The 17843-nt window shown below is 60.4% G+C and carries 18 protein-coding genes; 11 read left to right on the forward strand and 7 right to left on the reverse strand.

Translation table 11 applies throughout. From position 1 onward, the window contains the following. The first annotated feature begins 16 nt into the window (after positions 1–16). The gene (locus tag ACMGGW_RS22265; RefSeq protein ID WP_049209108.1) at positions 17–790 is read left to right on the forward strand and encodes a CHAD domain-containing protein; all 774 of its coding nucleotides are present in this window, start codon (positions 17–19) and stop codon (positions 788–790) included. 104 nt (positions 791–894) lie between these two features. After that, complete coding sequence (locus ACMGGW_RS22270; protein ID WP_025304675.1) at positions 895–1566, forward strand: DUF3313 domain-containing protein; 672 nt, start codon at positions 895–897, stop codon at positions 1564–1566. Positions 1567–1627: 61 nt separating this feature from the next. Here the strand turns inward: ACMGGW_RS22270 and cysE are convergent, their stop codons facing one another. The 5 genes from cysE to ACMGGW_RS22295 all read right to left on the reverse strand — a co-directional run bounded on the left by cysE (position 1628) and on the right by ACMGGW_RS22295 (position 4814). After that, positions 1628–2449 carry a serine O-acetyltransferase gene (gene cysE, locus ACMGGW_RS22275; RefSeq protein WP_025304676.1) on the reverse strand — a complete coding sequence of 274 codons (822 nt, stop codon included), beginning with the start codon at positions 2447–2449 and terminating at the stop codon, positions 1628–1630. 106 nt (positions 2450–2555) lie between these two features. Beyond that, entirely contained in the window at positions 2556–3575 is a 1020-nt protein-coding gene (gene gpsA, locus ACMGGW_RS22280; protein ID WP_025304677.1) for an NAD(P)H-dependent glycerol-3-phosphate dehydrogenase, read from the reverse strand. Beyond that, a complete protein-coding gene (gene secB, locus ACMGGW_RS22285) occupies positions 3575–4045 on the reverse strand; it encodes a protein-export chaperone SecB (protein WP_025304678.1) in 471 nt (156 codons plus the stop codon). Before secB ends, gpsA begins: the two co-directional genes overlap by 1 nt. Positions 4046–4102: 57 nt before the next feature. Beyond that, a complete protein-coding gene (grxC, locus tag ACMGGW_RS22290) occupies positions 4103–4351 on the reverse strand; it encodes a glutaredoxin 3 (RefSeq protein WP_019452217.1) in 249 nt (82 codons plus the stop codon). Positions 4352–4379: 28 nt separating this feature from the next. Continuing rightward, the gene (locus tag ACMGGW_RS22295; protein ID WP_016929700.1) at positions 4380–4814 is read right to left on the reverse strand and encodes a rhodanese-like domain-containing protein; all 435 of its coding nucleotides are present in this window, start codon (positions 4812–4814) and stop codon (positions 4380–4382) included. Positions 4815–5111: 297 nt separating this feature from the next. Between ACMGGW_RS22295 and gpmM the strand changes: the two genes are divergently transcribed. From gpmM to ACMGGW_RS22310, 3 genes are read left to right on the forward strand one after another with little or no spacing between them, the layout of a single operon-like run. Next, positions 5112–6656: a 2,3-bisphosphoglycerate-independent phosphoglycerate mutase gene (gene gpmM / locus ACMGGW_RS22300; protein WP_197819691.1), complete on the forward strand. Its 1545-nt coding sequence runs from the start codon at positions 5112–5114 to the stop codon at positions 6654–6656. Between the two features lie 9 nt (positions 6657–6665). Then, a complete protein-coding gene (gene envC, locus ACMGGW_RS22305) occupies positions 6666–8000 on the forward strand; it encodes a murein hydrolase activator EnvC (protein ID WP_025304680.1) in 1335 nt (444 codons plus the stop codon). 2 nt (positions 8001–8002) lie between these two features. Beyond that, positions 8003–8956: a divergent polysaccharide deacetylase family protein gene (locus ACMGGW_RS22310; RefSeq protein ID WP_049205333.1), complete on the forward strand. Its 954-nt coding sequence runs from the start codon at positions 8003–8005 to the stop codon at positions 8954–8956. Between the two features lie 40 nt (positions 8957–8996). Here ACMGGW_RS22310 and tdh read toward each other — a convergent pair whose 3' ends face one another. Both tdh and kbl read right to left on the reverse strand, forming a co-directional pair. Next, complete coding sequence (tdh, locus tag ACMGGW_RS22315) at positions 8997–10022, reverse strand: L-threonine 3-dehydrogenase (RefSeq protein WP_025304682.1); 1026 nt, start codon at positions 10020–10022, stop codon at positions 8997–8999. A 9-nt stretch (positions 10023–10031) separates the two neighbouring features. Continuing rightward, positions 10032–11228, reverse strand: a complete 1197-nt coding sequence (gene kbl, locus ACMGGW_RS22320; RefSeq protein ID WP_004931154.1) for a glycine C-acetyltransferase — start codon at positions 11226–11228, stop codon at positions 10032–10034. A 239-nt stretch (positions 11229–11467) separates the two neighbouring features. On the opposite strand from kbl, the gene rfaD reads away from it, so the two are divergent. Genes rfaD through ACMGGW_RS22350 form a run of 6 tightly spaced genes read left to right on the forward strand, consistent with a single transcriptional unit; the run spans position 11468 to position 17841 of the window. Next, positions 11468–12397: an ADP-glyceromanno-heptose 6-epimerase gene (gene rfaD / locus ACMGGW_RS22325; RefSeq protein ID WP_025304683.1), complete on the forward strand. Its 930-nt coding sequence runs from the start codon at positions 11468–11470 to the stop codon at positions 12395–12397. A 22-nt stretch (positions 12398–12419) separates the two neighbouring features. After that, positions 12420–13466 (forward strand): ADP-heptose--LPS heptosyltransferase RfaF, encoded by a 1047-nt coding sequence (gene rfaF, locus ACMGGW_RS22330; RefSeq protein WP_025304684.1) that lies wholly within the window; start codon positions 12420–12422, stop codon positions 13464–13466. 2 nt (positions 13467–13468) lie between these two features. Beyond that, complete coding sequence (rfaC, locus tag ACMGGW_RS22335; protein WP_025304685.1) at positions 13469–14434, forward strand: lipopolysaccharide heptosyltransferase RfaC; 966 nt, start codon at positions 13469–13471, stop codon at positions 14432–14434. Continuing rightward, on the forward strand, positions 14431–15597 hold the full coding sequence (locus tag ACMGGW_RS22340; RefSeq protein WP_197832606.1) for a glycosyltransferase: 1167 nt from the start codon (positions 14431–14433) through the stop codon (positions 15595–15597). The genes rfaC and ACMGGW_RS22340 overlap by 4 nt, the downstream gene beginning before the upstream one ends. Before the next feature lie 28 nt (positions 15598–15625). Then, the gene (locus ACMGGW_RS22345; protein WP_043141024.1) at positions 15626–16867 is read left to right on the forward strand and encodes an O-antigen ligase family protein; all 1242 of its coding nucleotides are present in this window, start codon (positions 15626–15628) and stop codon (positions 16865–16867) included. Continuing rightward, positions 16864–17841, forward strand: a complete 978-nt coding sequence (locus ACMGGW_RS22350; protein ID WP_197832605.1) for a glycosyltransferase — start codon at positions 16864–16866, stop codon at positions 17839–17841. Before ACMGGW_RS22345 ends, ACMGGW_RS22350 begins: the two co-directional genes overlap by 4 nt. Positions 17842–17843 lie beyond the last annotated feature (2 nt).

A 17843-nucleotide genomic window follows, 5' to 3' on the forward strand; every position in this document is an offset into this window, starting at 1 on the left:
TCTCCAGATACGGCACATGGCTTTCATCGCAGATATTGTTACCCAGCTTCGCCGGCTCGAATCGGCGCTGAACGAGGCGCTGTTGCGGCTGCAACAGGCGCAAGACACCGAGGCGCTACACGACTTGCGCGTCTGCCTGCGCCGCATTCGCAGCCTGCTGCGTCCGTTGCGCGGCTGCCCCGGCGCAACGCGGCTCGATCGGGCCGCCGCCGAGTTGGGCAAGCTCACGACGCCTCTGCGCGATCTCGAGGTGCTGATCGTCGAATTGGCGCACCATCGCCTCGATTGGCAGGCCAACGTGCGCCAAAGCGATTTTCAGGCCCGCTGCCGCCAACTGCTCGCCAACCCGCTGCTCATCAGCTTCCCTTCGCTATTGCACGCCTGGCCGCACCGCTTTCGCCGCATCGCGCAGCGCCTCGCCAAACACCGTGTGAATCGACGCCTGCAGCGCCAGCAGCGGCAATTGCGCCGGGCGTTGGCTGATACCGGCTACGATCGCCACCGTCTGCGGCTGCTGGTCAAACGCCTGCGCTACGCGGCCGAAGCCTACCCGCAACGCCTCCCCCTCTCTCCCGCCGCAATGGCGGGCCTGAAAGCGGTGCAAAACGCCCTCGGCGATTGGCACGACCGGGAGGTCTGGTGCCTGCAGGCAGAACATCAGGCGGATCTCTGGCCCTTGTTGCCCCGATGGCAAGCAGAGCAACACCAGGCGCTGGCCAGAGCGGACGTCTTGCTCGTTGCCTTATCACCCGCACTGGTGGCGAAAACCGGCGGCGCATCACGATCCTGAAAAAAGGCCGCAGCAGGGCACGCCCGGCCCCGAAAATGCCCGATGAGGCGCAGATAATGCGCTATGTTTTGTAAGGGTAATCACCACTCATCATAGGAAACCACATGAAAAAACAACGCTTGAGCGTTGCCATGGCCGTTCTGGCAGCGGGCCTGTTGCTGGCGGGCTGTTCGTCCAAAGTCACCCAAACGTCGCAATATTCGGGCTTCTTGTCCGATTACAGCAAACTGCAGGAAACCACCTCGCCAAGCGGTCATAAAACGCTGCGCTGGGTAGATCCGAGCTACAAGGAATCCAACTATCGCGGTATCTATTTCCAACCGGTGGTCTATTTCCCGGCGGAGAAACCCACGGCGCGCGTCAGCCAGGACACGCTGAACAAGATTAAGGCCTACGCGACCCAGCGAATCAAAACCGCGCTGCAGAACCGCTTTACCATTCTGCCAAGCCCGACGGGCTCGCGCGTTCTGGTGGCCAAACTCGCCATCACCGCCGTTTCGGCCGAAAACGAAGACATGAAGTTCTATGAAGTGGTGCCGGTCGCTGCAGTGGTTGCCAGCACCATGGCGGCTACCGGGCACCGGACGCAAAATACCGCGCTGTATATTGAAGGCGAGTTGATCGACCAGGATACCGGTAAAACGGTGATGGAAGTGGTACGCAAGGCCTACGGTAAAACCGTCAACAACGACAGCACGCCGGTCACGGCGGATGACGTCAAGGCGGCGATCGACGACATCGTTACCGATATCACCCAGTTCCCGAAACAGGGCTGACCGCCGCCTGAAAAACACAGGGGGAGCCAAAGCTCCCCCTGAATGGATACGCAAACGGCGTTCAAATGCCGTCGCCGTACTCGAAACCGTGGTTGGTACCGTTGAAGTATTGGTCCATATCCATCGACGGCGTATCGCTCTCCGGCCGCCCGACGATGCGCGCCGGCACCCCGGCGGCGGTGGTATGCGGCGGCACCGCCTGCAAAACCACCGAACCCGCGCCGATCTTCGCGCCCTTGCCCACTTCGATATTGCCGAGAATTTTGGCGCCGGCGCCAATCATCACCCCTTCGCGGATTTTCGGGTGACGGTCGCCGCTGGTTTTACCGGTACCGCCGAGAGTGACCGACTGCAGGATAGAAACGTTGTTCTCCACCACCGCCGTTTCACCGATCACGATGCCGGTAGCGTGGTCAAGCATGATGCCGCAGCCGATGGTCGCCGCCGGGTGGATGTCCACGCCGAAGGCGACGGAAATTTGATTTTGCAGGTAGATAGCCAGCGCTTGCCGCCCTTGCTGCCACAGCCAATGGCCGATGCGGTAAGCCTGCAGCGCATGGAACCCTTTGAGGTAAAGCAGCGGCGTGGAGTATTTATCGACCGCCGGGTCGCGCAGCCGCACCGCGAGGATATCGCGCGCCGCCGAAACGATCATCTGATTGTCGGACTTGTAGGCCTCTTCCACCACCTCGCGCACCGCGATGGCGGGCATGATCGGCGTCGCCAGCTTGTTGGCCAGCATATAGCTGAGCGCGCTGCCCAGATTCTCGTGCTTGAGCAACGTCGCATGGAAAAAGCTGGCCAGCATCGGTTCACAATCAGCCAGTGCTCGCGCTTCTGATTTAATGCTGTTCCAGACCTGTTCCAACTCTTCTGACGACATCACATACCCCTTTGCCTTGCCAAACGGGCCGCTTCACACGGTAGCGCGGAGCGGCCCAGGTCATTTGCGGGGTCAGCATTCCGCTGCCCCGACATATCGTTTTATGTCACGCGCTGGGTTTTTCGTCCTTTCGGGCTCGCCCCAGCAGGCTCAGCGCCGCTTCGCGGGCGTCTTTATGGCAGTAAAGCACCTGATAAATCTGTTCGGTGATCGGCATTTCCACGCCGTGCCGCTGCGCCAGCGCCAACACCTCTTTGGTATTGCGATAGCCCTCGACCACCTGACCGATGCTGTCCTGCGCTTCCTGCACGCCTTTACCTTGCCCCAGCATAATGCCGAAGCGGCGGTTGCGCGATTGGTTGTCCGTGCAGGTTAGCACCAGATCCCCCAGCCCCGCCATGCCCATGAACGTCGAAGGATCGGCGCCCAGCGCAGAACCCAGACGGCTCATTTCCGCCAGCCCGCGCGTAATCAACGCGGTGCGGGCGTTGGCGCCGAAACCGATGCCGTCGGACATGCCAGCGCCGATGGCGATCACATTCTTCACCGCGCCGCCAAGCTGCACGCCGATAAAGTCGGGATTGCTGTAGACGCGGAAGCTCTTGCCGCAGTGCAACAGCTGTTGCAGATCGTCGGCGAACTGCGCATCGGTCGCCGCCAGCGCGATCGCCGTCGGCAGACCGGCGGCCAGCTCTTTGGCGAACGTCGGCCCGGAGAGCACCGCCAGCGGGATCGTCTCGCCCAGCGCCTCACGCGCCACGTCCTGCAGCAATCGCCCGGTTTCCGCTTCCAACCCCTTGGTGGCCCACACGATGCGGGCGTCCGGGCGCAGATGCGGCTTCAGTTGACGCAGCACGTCGCCAAACACGTGGCTTGGCACCACCACCAGCACGTCGCGGCTGGCCGCCAGCGCACGCGCCAAATCGGCCTCAAGCAGCAGGGTATCGGGGAAAGGAACGTCGGGCAGAAACGCCTGATTGCAGCGATCTTGCTGCAACGTTTGAATTTGCGCGGGGTTGTGCCCCCACAGCACCACGGCATGGCCGTTACGCGCCAGCGTAATGGCCAATGCGGTGCCGTACGAGCCGGCACCGATAACAGTCATTGAAGCATTGACGGTGTTCATCAGGCATCCTGATGTGGTGCGGCACCTTCGCCTTCCGCCTGCTGCTGCAGATAGTTCATGAACAGCGCGTCAAAGTTGACCGGTGCCAGGTTCAGCTGCGGGAATGTACCGCGGGAAACCAGGCTGGTGATGCACTCGCGCGCATACGGGAACAGGATGTTCGGGCAGTATGCACCCAGGCAATGCGCCAGCTGCGTGCCTTCGATACCTGCTACCGAGAAGATGCCCGCCTGTTGCACTTCGCACAGGAACGCGGTCTCTTCGCCCAGGCTCGCCGTCACGGTTACGCGCAGTACCACTTCATACACTTCGTCAGCCAGCTGGCTGGACGCGGTATCCAGATCAAGTTTAACTTCCGGCTGCCATTCCTGCTGGAAAACCTGCGGCGCATTCGGCGCTTCGAAGGAGATATCCTTGGTATAGATACGTTGGATCTGGAAAGCCATTTCGGTGCTGTTTTGTTCTGACATGTGAGTAATACCCTTGGTTAAACGTCCTTATTGACACTCGGTGAGCCGGCAAGCTGCTTAAAGCAGCGGATCCAGGCCGCCGCGAGCATCGAGTTCATATAAATCATCACAGCCGCCGATATGCCGGCCATCGATGAAAATCTGCGGCACGGTGGTGCGCCCACTGCGCTCGATCATCACTTCGCGCTTGGCACTATCGCCGTCGATGGCGATCTCGTTAAACGCCGCGCCCTTGCTGTTCAACAGCGCCTTGGCGCGATGGCAGAACGGACAGGTCGCTTTGGTGTAGATATCAATGTTAGCCATGGATTGCCACCTCAAATAGGTTAAACGGTTACTTACCGCGCACCAGCGGCAGGTTTTCTCCGCTCCAGCCGGCGATGCCGTCTTTCAGCATCGTCACCTTTTCAAAACCGGCCTTGCTCAGGTTCTCCGCCGGCTCGCGGGAGGCGGTGCCGTTGGCGCACACGACGATGATCGGCTGCGCTTTGTGTTTTTCCAGCTCGCCCAGGCTGCCGCTTTTGATTTCGCTGGCGGTCAGGTTGATGGCGCTGGCCAGGTGACCACGGCGGAAATCGTCGCGGCTGCGGGTGTCGACCACCACGGCTTCTTCTTTGTTGATCAGGCGGATAGCTTCACCGCGAGCGATCTCTTTGACCTTGGAGAAACGGCTTTTGAAGGTCATGACGATCACGGCGACCAGCAGAGCGATCCAAGCCAGGCTCAGAATCGGGTGTCTGCTTACGAATGGCATAATTTCTTGCAGCATGGGGTGTAACAACTCCCGTCAGTTAAGGGATAAATAAGTCAAGGTTCCAGAGTATACCTGCCGAGTGCGGCAAATACAGCCAATAAGCAAGCGCGATTGTAGAAACTGCGGGCTGCGCTGAGAAATTCCCGAGGTCAGAGCATAAAAGCCCGCGCGATTCGCCGCAACCTTGATCTCTTTGGGCTATTTCTCGCCGGCGGCGATGTAAAATCAGCCGGTTTTTCGAGGGCGAACAGCCATGCTTGCGGCGGGCGCATGGCTATTCGCAGCTTAAAAAGTTCATAAGAGGTCAATGCAATGTCGAGCAACAAAAAACCGATGGTACTGGTGATCCTGGACGGTTACGGCCACCGTGAGGAGCGGCAGGACAACGCGATCCTGAACGCCGGCACCCCGGTGATGGACCGTCTGTGGCGGGAGCAGCCGCATACGCTGATCGCCGCCTCCGGGCTAGATGTCGGCCTGCCCGACGGCCAAATGGGCAACTCCGAAGTCGGCCACGTCAACCTGGGCGCCGGGCGCATCGTCTACCAGGATCTGACCCGGCTGGACAAAGCGATCGCCGACGGCGACTTCTTCGCCAACCCGGTGCTGACCGCCGCGGTCGATAAAGCCGTAGCGGCCGGCAAGGCGGTGCATATCATGGGCCTGCTGTCGCCGGGCGGCGTGCACAGCCACGAAGAGCACATTCTGGCCATGATCAAGCTGGCCGCCCAACGCGGCGCCAAAGCCGTTTATCTGCATGCCTTCCTCGACGGGCGCGACACGCCGCCGCGCAGCGCCGAAGCCCCGCTGCAACGCTGCCGCGACGCCTTCGCCGCGCTGGGCGTCGGGCGCATCGCCTCGCTGATCGGCCGCTACTACGCGATGGACCGCGACAACCGCTGGGATCGCGTGCAGCTGGCCTATGACCTGCTGACCGCGGCCAAGGGCGACTACGTGGCCGACGATGCGATCGCCGGCCTGCAGGCCGCCTACCAGCGCGGTGAAAACGACGAGTTCGTTAAACCGACCATCATTCGCGCCGCCGGTGAGGCCGATGCCGCGATGCAGGACGGCGATGCGTTGATCTTCATGAACTTCCGCGCCGACCGCGCGCGCCAGATCACCCGCGCTTTCGTGAACGCGGATTTCGACGGTTTCCCGCGCGCCAAGCGGGTGCAGTTCGGCGATTTCGTGATGCTGACCGAGTACGCCGCCGACATCGCGACCGCCTGCGCCTATCCGCCGGCGTCGCTGGCCAACACCTTCGGCGAATGGCTGATGAAGCACGACAAAACCCAGTTGCGCATCTCGGAAACCGAAAAATACGCCCACGTCACCTTCTTCTATAACGGCGGCGTGGAAGCGCCGTTCAAAGGGGAAGACCGCGTGCTGGTCAATTCGCCGAAGGTCGCCACCTACGATCTGCAGCCGGAGATGAGCGCCGCCGAGCTGACCGACAAACTGCTGAGCGCCATCCGCAGCGGCAAATACGACGCCATTATCTGCAACTACCCGAACGGCGACATGGTGGGGCATACCGGCGTGTATGAAGCAGCGGTCAAAGCGGTGGAGACGCTGGATGCCTGCATCGCCCAGGTGGTTGACGCGGTGCGCGACGTCGACGGCCAACTGCTGATCACCGCCGATCACGGCAACGCCGAGCAGATGCGCGATCCGGCCACCGGCCAGGCGCATACCGCCCACACCAGCCTGCCGGTACCGCTGATTTACGTCGGCAAACCGGCACGGGCGGTCGAAGGCGGCAAGCTTTCGGACATCGCGCCAACCCTGTTAACGCTGATGGGAATGGAAATCCCGCAAGAGATGACTGGTAAGCCGCTGTTCATCGTGGAATAATCCTTCTCCATGAGGGAGAAGGCGTTTTTTGCACTATCAAGGGTAACCCGAAGCGCAAACGCAGGCAGCCGGCCGCTGCCTGAACGCACCGCGCCAAGGACGTTCACCGCCATGTGCGCCAGCGTATTTTGCGCTGGCGTCTTGCTGTTGCCGCTCGCCGGCCAGGCGGCGGAAGACAATAAATCCCAGCTGAAAGACATCCAGCAGAGCATCGCCGAGAAAGAAAAAGCGGTGAAGCAGCAGCAGCAGCAGCGCAGCTCGCTGCAGGATCAGCTGCGTCAGCAGGAAAAAACCATCGCCCAGGCCAGCCGCCAGTTGCGCGACACCCAGGGCACGCTCACCCAGTTGAGCAAGGATATTTCCGGCCTGAACGCCTCGATAGCCAAACTGCAAAAGCAGCAATCGACCCAACAAAACCTCCTCGCCAAACAGCTCGACGCCGCCTTCCGGCAAGGGCAGCACAGCGCCGTGCAACTGATCCTCAGCGGTGAAGAAAGCCAGCGCAGCGAACGTATTCTGGCCTATTTCGGCTATCTGAACGAAGCGCGCCAGAAAACCATCGAAGAGCTGAAACAGACCCGCGCCGAGCTGGCGAAGCAAAAAACCACGCTGGTGGCCAAACAGGGCCAGCAAAAATCCTTACTGAGCGAACAACAAACACAGCAGCAGAAGCTGGAGCAGGCGCGCGGCGCCCGCAAGAAAACGCTGACCGCGCTGGAAGCCTCGCTGGAAAAAGACCAACAACGCCTGGTGGAACTGCGCCAAAACGAAGCCCGCATGCGCGACAAGATCGCCCGGGCGGAGCGCGAAGCCCGTGCGCGCGCCGAACGCGAAGCGCGTGAAGCGGCCAAAGTGCGCGAACAGGTGCGCATCAAGGAACAGCAGGCGAAGAAAACCGGCACCACCTACAAACCTAGCGAAGCCGATCGCTCGCTGATGGCGCGCACCGGCGGTCTCGGTCGTCCGGCCGGCCAACTGATGTGGCCGGTACGCGGCCGCACGCTGCACGGCTTTGGCGAACAGCAGCAGGGCGAACTACGCTGGAAAGGCATGGTGATTGAGGCCCGCGAAGGTAGCGAAGTGAAAGCCGTCGCCGATGGCCGCGTGCTGCTGGCCGACTGGCTGCAAGGCTATGGCCTGATGGTGGTGGTCGAACACGGTAAAGGCGACATGAGCGTGTACGGCTACAACCAAAGCGCGTTGGTCAACGTCGGGGCGCAGGTGCGCGCCGGCCAGCCGATCGCTCTGGTCGGCACCAGCGGCGGCCAGGGAACGCCGTCGCTCTATTTCGAAATCCGTCGTCAGGGACAGGCGGTTAACCCACTGCCGTGGTTGGGAAGATAGATTTGCACTATGTCAAAACCCGTACAGCTCTGTTAATAGGCTGTCTGCTGCAGGTTTACGCTGCGCAGGCAGGAAAACTCTCCATCGTCATCGATGACGTGGGCTACCGCCCTCACGAAGAAAACGCAGTGCTGCAAATGCCAACGGCGATCTCGGTTGCGGTATTGCCCAACGCGCCGCATGCCCGCCTGATGGCCACTCGCGCCCACAGCCAGGGCCGCGAAGTCTTGATCCACATGCCAATGGCGCCGCTCAGCAAGCAGCCGCTGGAGCGCGATACCCTGCAGCCTGCCATGAGCAGCGACGAGATCCAGCGCATCATCCGCAACGCGGTGAACAATGTGCCTTACGCGGTCGGCATGAACAACCACATGGGCAGCGCCATGACCTCCAGCCTGCCGGGCATGCAGAAAGTGATGCAGGCGCTCGAAAGCTACCGCCTGTACTTCCTCGACAGCATGACCATCGGCAACAGCCAGGCGACCCGCGCCGCGGCCGGCACCGGCGTGAAAGTGATCAAACGCAAGGTGTTCCTCGACGATACCGCGAACGAAGCCGACATCCGCCGCCAGTTCAATCGCGCGGTTGAATTGGCGCGGCGCAACGGTTCCGCCATCGCCATCGGGCATCCACGTCCGGCGACGGTGAAAGTGCTGCAGCAGATGCTGCCGTCGCTGCCCGCCGATATCGTGCTGGTCAAACCGAGCGCGCTGCTGAACGAACCGCAGGGCAACGGCGGCGGCAGCTACGTCCCGCCGCCGGTCAAACCGCAAAAACCGCAGCCGAAAAATCCGTTCAGCGGTGGCATCAAACAGTGCAAGGTCAAACCGCCGAAGGAAAAAGCCAACGCCGGCACCGCGCTGGGCGTCATCGCCGACAGCATAGCCACCTCGCCGCCGGTGACCTTCATCAAGCGTCATTGGCAACACTGGACGCAAGCCAAACCGCAAGCATAAAAAAAGGCCGGAATTCCGGCCTTTTTCACGTCTGTCGAGATTAATCCCAGCTCAGCACCACTTTACCCGACTTGCCGGAGCGCATGGCGTCGAAGCCCTGCTGGAACTCGTCGATCGAGAAACGGTGGGTGATGATTGGGGTCAAATCCAGGCCGGACTGGATCAGCGCCGCCATCTTGTACCAGGTTTCGAACATTTCGCGGCCGTAAATCCCTTTGATAAACAGCCCTTTGAAGATGACCTGGTTCCAGTCGATCGACATATCCGAAGGCGGAATGCCCAGCATGGCGATGCGTCCGCCGTGGTTCATGGCATTGAGCAGCGTGCGGAACGCCGGCGGCGCGCCGGACATTTCCAGACCGACGTCGAATCCTTCGGTCATACCCAGCTCGGCCATCACGTCGTTGAGGTTTTCCTTACTGACGTTCACCGCGCGGGTCACGCCCATCTTGCGCGCCAGTTCCAGACGGTATTCGTTAACGTCGGTGATCACCACATGGCGGGCGCCGACGTGTTTGCACACCGCCGCCGCCATGATGCCGATCGGGCCGGCGCCGGACACCAGCACGTCTTCCCCGACCAGATCGAACGACAGCGCAGTGTGTACCGCGTTACCGAACGGATCGAAGATCGAAGCCAGTTCGTCGGAGATGTTATCCGGGATCTTGAAGGCGTTGAACGCCGGGATCACCAGGTATTCCGCGAAGCTGCCCGGACGGTTCACGCCCACGCCGACGGTGTTGCGGCACAGGTGCGTGCGGCCGCCGCGGCAGTTGCGGCAGTGCCCGCAGGTGATGTGACCTTCACCGGACACGCGATCGCCGATGCTGAAGCCTTTGACTTCCTGACCGATCGCCACCACTTCGCCCACGTATTCATGGCCGACCACCATCGGAACCGGAATGGTTTTTTGCGACCATTCGTCCCAGTTGTAGATATGCACATCGGTGCCGCAGATCGCGGTTTTGCGGATTTTGATCATGATGTCGTTGTGGCCCAGCTCCGGCTGAGGCACGTCGGTCATCCAAATCCCTTCTTCCGCTTTCAGTTTTGACAGTGCTTTCATGGTTTTACCTTATGCAATAACGCCAAGATCCTTACCGATACGTGTAAACGCCGCCACTGCGCGTTCGATTTGCTCCGGGGTGTGGTCGGCGGACATCTGGGTACGGATGCGCGCCTGGCCTTTCGGCACCACCGGATAGAAGAAACCGGTCACATAGATGCCTTCCTTGAGCAACGCATTGGCGAATTCCTGCGCCAGCTTCGCCTCACCCAGCATGACCGGGATGATGGCGTGATCGGCGCCGGCCAGGGTGAAGCCGGCGGCGGTCATTTTTTCGCGGAACAGACGCGCGTTGGCCCACAGGCGATCGCGCAGGGCGTCGCCCTCTTCCAGCAGTTCCAGCACTTTGATCGACGCGGCGACGATCGCCGGCGCCAGCGAGTTGGAGAACAGGTACGGACGCGAGCGCTGGCGCAGCCACTCCACCACTTCTTTCTTGGCGGCGGTGTAGCCGCCGGACGCGCCGCCCAGCGCTTTGCCTAACGTACCGGTAATGATATCGACGCGGCCCATCACTTCGCAGTATTCATGGGTGCCGCGCCCGTTGGCGCCGACAAAGCCCACCGCATGGGAGTCATCCACCATCACCAGCGCCTGATACTCGTCCGCCAGATCGCAAACCCCTTTCAGGTTGGCGATTACGCCGTCCATCGAGAATACGCCGTCAGTGGCGATCAGAATGTGCCGCGCGCCGTCGGCTTTGGCCTGTTTCAGCTGCGCGGCCAGCTCGGTCATGTCGTTATTGGCGTAGCGATAGCGCTTGGCCTTACACAGGCGCACGCCGTCGATGATCGACGCGTGGTTCAGCGCATCGGAGATAATCGCGTCTTCCGGGCCGAGCAGGGTTTCGAACAGCCCGCCGTTGGCGTCGAAGCAAGAGGAGTACAGGATCGCGTCTTCCATGCCCAAAAAGGCCGCCAGTTTCTGTTCCAGCTGCTTGTGGCTGTCCTGGGTGCCGCAGATGAAGCGCACCGACGCCATGCCGAAACCGTGGCTGTCCATCCCCGACTTGGCGGCGGCGATGAGCGCCGGATGGTTGGCCAGGCCCAGGTAGTTATTGGCGCAGAAGTTGATCACATGGCTGCCGTCGGCAACGGCGATATCCGCCTGCTGCGCGGAGGTGATGATGCGTTCTTCCTTGAACAGCCCTTCACTGCGAGTGGCGGCAAGCTGTTGTTCCAACTGCTGATAAAAAGACGCTGACATTCGGTTATCTCCAGGATTGGGCTATTTACGGCATATTTTACTGATTTGTAACCAAACTGACGAGAATGCGCGGGAGAGAATATTAAAATTGCAGCAGATATCACGGCAAAAAGCGGACTTCAATGGCAATGCGGGATATTCGGAGCCCTTCCGCTGTTTGCCGCGGCATGAAATGCTATGATAACCGCCATTGAGCGTGGGGCATTGTGCCCCGCCAGCAGCTTAGCAGGGGTAACCCAATGATTATCGTCACAGGCGGCGCCGGCATGATCGGCAGCAACATCATTAAGGCACTGAACGACAAGGGATATCGCGATATCCTGGTGGTGGATAACCTGAAAGACGGCACCAAATTCGTCAACCTGGTCGATCTGGACATCGCCGACTATATCGATAAAGAAGACTTTATCGCCAGCATCGTGGCCGGCGACGATCTGGGCGAAATCGAAGCGGTGTTCCACGAAGGCGCCTGCTCCGCGACCACCGAGTGGGACGGCAAGTACATGATGGACAACAACTATCAGTACTCCAAAGATCTGCTGCACTACTGCCTGGATCGCGAAATCCCGTTCCTCTACGCCTCCTCAGCCGCCACTTACGGCGGCCGCGAAGAGTTTATCGAAGAGCGTCAGTATGAAGCGCCGCTCAACGTGTACGGCTACTCCAAATTCCTGTTCGATCAGTACGTGCGTGAGATCCTGCCGGAAGCGGACTCGCAGATCTGCGGCTTCCGCTACTTCAACGTTTACGGCCCGCGCGAAGGCCACAAAGGCAGTATGGCCAGCGTCGCCTTCCACCTGAACACCCAGATCAACCGCGGCGAAAACCCGAAACTGTTCGCCGGCAGCGAAAACTTCAAGCGTGACTTCATCTACGTCGGCGACGTGGCGGCGGTTAACCTGTGGTTCTGGGAAACCGGCAAATCCGGCATCTTCAACTGCGGCACCGGCCGGGCGGAAACCTTCCAGGCGGTGGCCGACGCGGTGGTGGACTTCCATCAGAAAGGCGCGGTGGAATACATCGAGTTCCCGGAAAAGCTGAAGGGCCGCTATCAGGCGTACACCCAGGCCGATCTGACCAAGCTGCGCGCCGCCGGCTACGACGCACCGTTCAAAACGGTCGCCGAAGGCGTGAAAGAGTATATGGCCTGGTTGAACCGCACCGCATAAGCTGAAGGAATTAACGCTGGGTATGAAAATACTGGTTATCGGCCCTTCTTGGGTTGGCGACATGATGATGTCGCAAAGTCTCTATCGCACCCTGAAGGCCGAATACCCGTCGGCGGAGATCGATGTGATGGCGCCGGCCTGGTGCCGCCCGCTGCTGGCGCGCATGCCGGAAGTCAATCAGGCGCTGGCGATGCCGCTGGGCCACGGCGCGCTGGGGCTCGGCGAACGCCGCCGCCTGGGGCGCGCCCTGCGCGCCAACCGTTACGATCGCGCTTACGTTCTGCCCAACTCGTTCAAATCCGCGCTGGTGCCTTTCTTCGCCGATATCCCGCAGCGCACCGGCTGGCGGGGCGAAATGCGCTACGGCCTGCTGAACGACGTCCGCGTGCTCGACAAGGCCGCTTTCCCGCTGATGGTGCAGCGCTATGTGGCGCTGGCCTATGACAAAGGCCGCGTTCAGCGCGCCGACGATCTGCCGCAGCCGCTGCTGTGGCCGCAGCTGCGGGTGAGCGACGAAGAGATCGCCGAAACTACTTCGGCCTTCAACCTGACCGACAGCCGCCCGATCGTCGGCTTCTGCCCAGGCGCGGAGTTCGGCCCCGCCAAGCGCTGGCCGCACTATCACTACGCAGCGCTGGCTCAACGGCTGATCGAGAGCGGCTATCAAATCGCGCTGTTCGGTTCGGCAAAAGACCACGAGGCCGGCGAACAGATCCGCGCCGCGTTGCAGGAAGACGCGCGCGATTTCTGCCTTAACCTGGCCGGAAAAACCCAGCTGGAGCAGGCGGTGATCCTGATCGCGGCCTGCCGGGCGGTGGTCAGCAACGACTCCGGTTTAATGCACGTTGCCGCAGCGTTGAACAAACCGCTGATAGCCTTGTACGGCCCAAGCAGCCCCGACTTCACGCCGCCGCTCTCCGACAAGGCGCGGGTTATCCGCTTGATCAGCGGTTATCACAAGGTGCGTAAAGGCGATGCCGAGCAGGGATACCACCAAAGTTTGATCGATATTCAGCCGCAGCAAGTGTTGGATGCGCTGACGCCGTTACTTGTCGCCAGCGAGGAATAGTCATGCAGGTGTTAATCGTAAAAACGTCCTCGATGGGCGATGTGCTGCATACGCTGCCCGCCCTGACCGACGCGCTGCAGGCCATTCCCGATATCCGCTTCGACTGGGTGGTGGAAGAAGGTTTCAGCCAAATCCCCACCTGGCATCCGGCAGTGGATCGCGTGATCCCGGTGGCCATTCGCCGCTGGCGTAAAAATTGGTTCGGCAGCGACACCCGACAGCAGCGCTGCGACTTCAAGCGCGCGCTGCAAGAACGCCATTACGACGTGGTGATCGACGCGCAGGGCCTGATCAAAAGCGCCGCGCTGATCACCCGCGTCGCCAAAGGCAACAAACATGGCCCGGACTGCAAGAGTGCGCGCGAGCCGTTCGCCAGCTGGTTCTACAACGTGCGTCATGAGATAGACAAACAGCAGCACGCGGTGGAACGCACGCGCGAGCTGTTCGCCAAAAGCCTCGGCTACGATAAACCGGGCAGCTACGGCGATTACGCCATCGCCGCGCGTTTTCTCAGCCAGCCGCCGGTCGATGCCGGTCAATATCTGGTGTTTCTGCACGCGACAACCCGTGACGATAAGCATTGGCCGGAGCAGAACTGGCGCGAGCTGATCGCGCTGACGGCCGACAGCGGGCTGAAGATCAAACTGCCGTGGGGCGCAGAGCATGAACATCAGCGCGCGCTACGCTTGGCGGAAGGTTTTCCACATGTCGAAGTGCTGCCGAAGCTCAGCCTGCAGCAGGTGGCTGACGTGCTGGCCGGCGCCAAGGGCGTGGTCTCGGTCGACACCGGACTCAGTCATCTGACCGCCGCGCTCGACAAACCGAACATCACGCTGTTCGGGCCAACCGATCCCGGCCTGATCGGCGGCTACGGGCAAAATCAGCACTCGCTGATTTCGCCGGAAAAAAGCATGGCGACAATTGACGCCGATACGGCATGGCAGGCGTTGCAAAAGGTTATAGCATGAAAAAACTGCACATTATCAACCTGGGTAAAATGGGCGGCGTCGAGCGCCTGTTCCTGCAGTACATCAACGATACCACCAACGGCAGCAACCAGGTCCTGTGCATCAGCGGCGACATCGGCGAGGAGATCCGCCGCCAGTTGCCGGCGCACCAACCCGTCACCTTCGCCAACCGCCTGATCAATGCGCTGCCGCTGCGCTGCCCGCAGTTCCTGCGAAAATTTCTGTTGAAGTGGAAAATCGAGCGGGCCAACGCCGACGTGGTGATCGTCTGGGACCTGGTGCCGGGGCTGGCGGCCAAACCCAAGCGCGGCAAGCTGGTTTACTACGATCACGGCTGCTCCTGGCGCTACCCGAAAAATCAAAAGACGCTGCGTTTCTTCGCCATGCTGGACGGCGTGATTTCCGCCTCACACGCCTCGAAGCGGGTGATGGAGCTGCGCTTTAATCTGCCTTGCCCAAACCACGTGGTGATCAACCGCATCAAGACGCCGGCGGGGATCGACAACACGCCGAAAACGCTGTCACAGCCGATCAGAATCGGCACCGCCTCGCGTCTGGTCAGCCTGAAAGGCATCAGCGTTTCATTATTGATGATGCAGGAACTGCTGCGACGCGGGCATGACGTCACGCTGGAAGTGGCCGGCAAAGGGCCGGATCGCGCGGCGTTCGAGGCGCTGGCGGCCCGGCTCCAGCTCGGCGATCGCGTCACCTTCAGCGGTTATCAGGATGACGTCGCCGGTTTCTTCAATCGCACGCACATCTACATGAGCACGCCGATCACCGAGCCGTTCGGCTTGTCCTGCATGGAATCGCTCTATTTCGGCGTGCCGGTCATCTTCCCGCAGGTCGACGGCCAGCCGGAAGCGGTGAAAGACGGGGTCTGCGGCATTGGCCTGACGCCGTCGGTCACCATCGAACAGCACCGGCAGCTCACCGATATCGAGGTCGACTTCCCGCATGAGGTCTACGATCCGTTGACCGACAGCCTGGTAGCGCCCAAGCTGCTGTCGCATATCGACTGTGCGGATGCCGTTGAGAAATTGCTGGAGCGAGAAACCTACCAGACTCTGAGCCGAAATGCGCAGCGCTATCCTGCGGAACATTTCAACTATGCTCAGTTCAAAGTTGAATTCGACGACACGCTGCGATCCTTTATCGCTTAATTGAAACGTGAGCCGGAAAACACGCCCGATGCTAAAATACAGAACGCCGCACCCTGCCTTCAGCTATCTGATCTATCTGGGGTGCGCCATCGCTTTTTGCACCATCCCTTTCGGTTCCGCGACCGGACGCAATCTGTTTTACGTTTCCAGCTACATCGCCTTTATCGCCGTTTGCCTGTATCCGCGCTACTACTTCAGCAACGTTAGAAATCTGCTGCTGCCCGCGTTGATGTTCAGCGTAGGTATGGGAACCATCCTCTGGATGCATCACTTCAAACAGCCGGGTGACTACATCAATATCTATCGCTCTTATATGTCGACCGGCAAACTGCAGCTCGCGACCGCTTTCATCTTGCTGATTGCGCTCAATGAGCGGTTGTGCGTGCAGCGCCTGTTGATCGTTGTGGCTCTCGTCACCGGTCTGGCGATCAACGGTTATTCCCTCTATCAAGGGCTGCGTCTGGATATCCCGCGCGTAGAGCTCAACTTCGATCGCGCCACGGTCGCCGCCTACCTGATGACCGCCATCGATCTGGTCATGATGCAAGCCATCCTGATGCTGCGCACCCGCTACCGTCTGGTGTTATACATTGCGGCATTCCTGCTGTCCTTCTCTGCGCTGGTGCTCACCGGCACCCGCGCGGCGATGCTGGTCTACCCGGTGGCGATTTGTCTGTCGCTGCTGGCCACCAAGCAACTGGTTTCCAGAAAACACAAACTCGCGTTGATGGCCTCGGTACCGCTGCTGCTCGTAGCCTGCGGCCTGGTGTTTAAACCGCAGATAGAAGAACGCATTCAGGCCTTTGAGACCGATATGCGTCTGATGGATCAGCCACAGACTGAAAACTCGATCATTTCACGGCTGTCGATGCAAACGCTGGCATGGCGTACCGGCTCACAAGCCCCCTGGGGCCAATCCGCCGAACAGCGCGGCGAAGAGATCCGTGCGATGGTCGCACAGCAACCTCGCCTGTCTGGCGTTATGCCCTATATCAACGTCCACCTGCACAACGAGCTGCTGGAAACCTATTCGCTCAAGGGCGTCTGGGGCGTACTGCTGCTGCTGGCACTCTATGTCTGCCTGTTCTTCTCTTCGTTCCGGCCGCAGCGCAACGCGCTGTTGCTGAGCGTGAGCGCCAGCCTGTTCGTTTACGGGCTGAGCGACGTCATCTTCTTCAGCACGGAAGGCACCGCCATGTTCTGTCTGGCGCTGATCGCCGGAGTGCTCTCCGTGGCGAGACAGACTTCCACACAGGAGCAGGCCGCGTGAACATTCAACCACCGCTGCTCAGCGTTATCGTGCCGTTTTATAATAACGAAGCGTTCATCATCGCTGCGCTGGATTCGTTATTTACGCAGATTTCTGATGATATTGAGGTGGTGATCATCGACGATGGCTCTACCGATGCGTCGGGGGCGCTGGTCAGCCGGTATCTGGCGCAGCGGCAGCATCCGCAGGTGGCTTTTATTTCTCAGGCCAACGGCGGTATTGCACACGCCCGCAATGTCGGCCTGCAGCAAGCCACCGGGCGCTACGTCACCTTTCTCGACGGCGACGATCTGCTGAGCGACGACTATCTGGCGATCCTGCATCCCCTGCTGATCGCCGGTGAGTATGACCTGATCGATTTTAATTATCAGAAGTTCACCGAACAACCGCCGAAATCCGAGAACCGCGCGACGCAGCCCGTAGCCTACGACTTTTCACAGTTGGGGCTGAGCTGCCTGCAACCGCTGTTCGCGCGCTCAATGTGGCATCTCTGGAGCCGGGTATATAAACGCACGCTGCTGGCAGGGGAAGCGTTCGAAGACGGCAGGCGCTATGAAGACGTGATTTTCACGCCTTTTCAGTATTTCAAAACTCGCCGCATCGCCCATCTTGAGTGCGAACTCTACTTCTATCGGGACAACAACCAGGGCATCACCCGCAATATCAAACCCAAAGATATTGACGATCTGTTGTTCGCTATGGAGAAAATGCTGCGCTTTGTGGCGCAGCATTCTGGGGATGAGCCGCTGCGCCGGTTGGCCGCCCTGATGCTGGCCAACTGCTTTTCCGAGGTGAAAAGCATGTCGAAGGCGGTGTACGGCTATTACCATTACGCGCCGGCAACGCTGCATATCCTGCGCCGCGCCGCCGATATCTGCCGCAACAGCGACGTGCCGGGCAAAAAAGTCCGTCAGATGCGCTATGCGCGAGTGGATACCTTTCTTTCGAAGCTGCGCGGGCGCAGGCCGCACTAACC

Source organism: Serratia sp. BNK-4 (genome assembly GCF_048685115.1).
Lineage (GTDB): Bacteria > Pseudomonadota > Gammaproteobacteria > Enterobacterales > Enterobacteriaceae > Serratia > Serratia bockelmannii.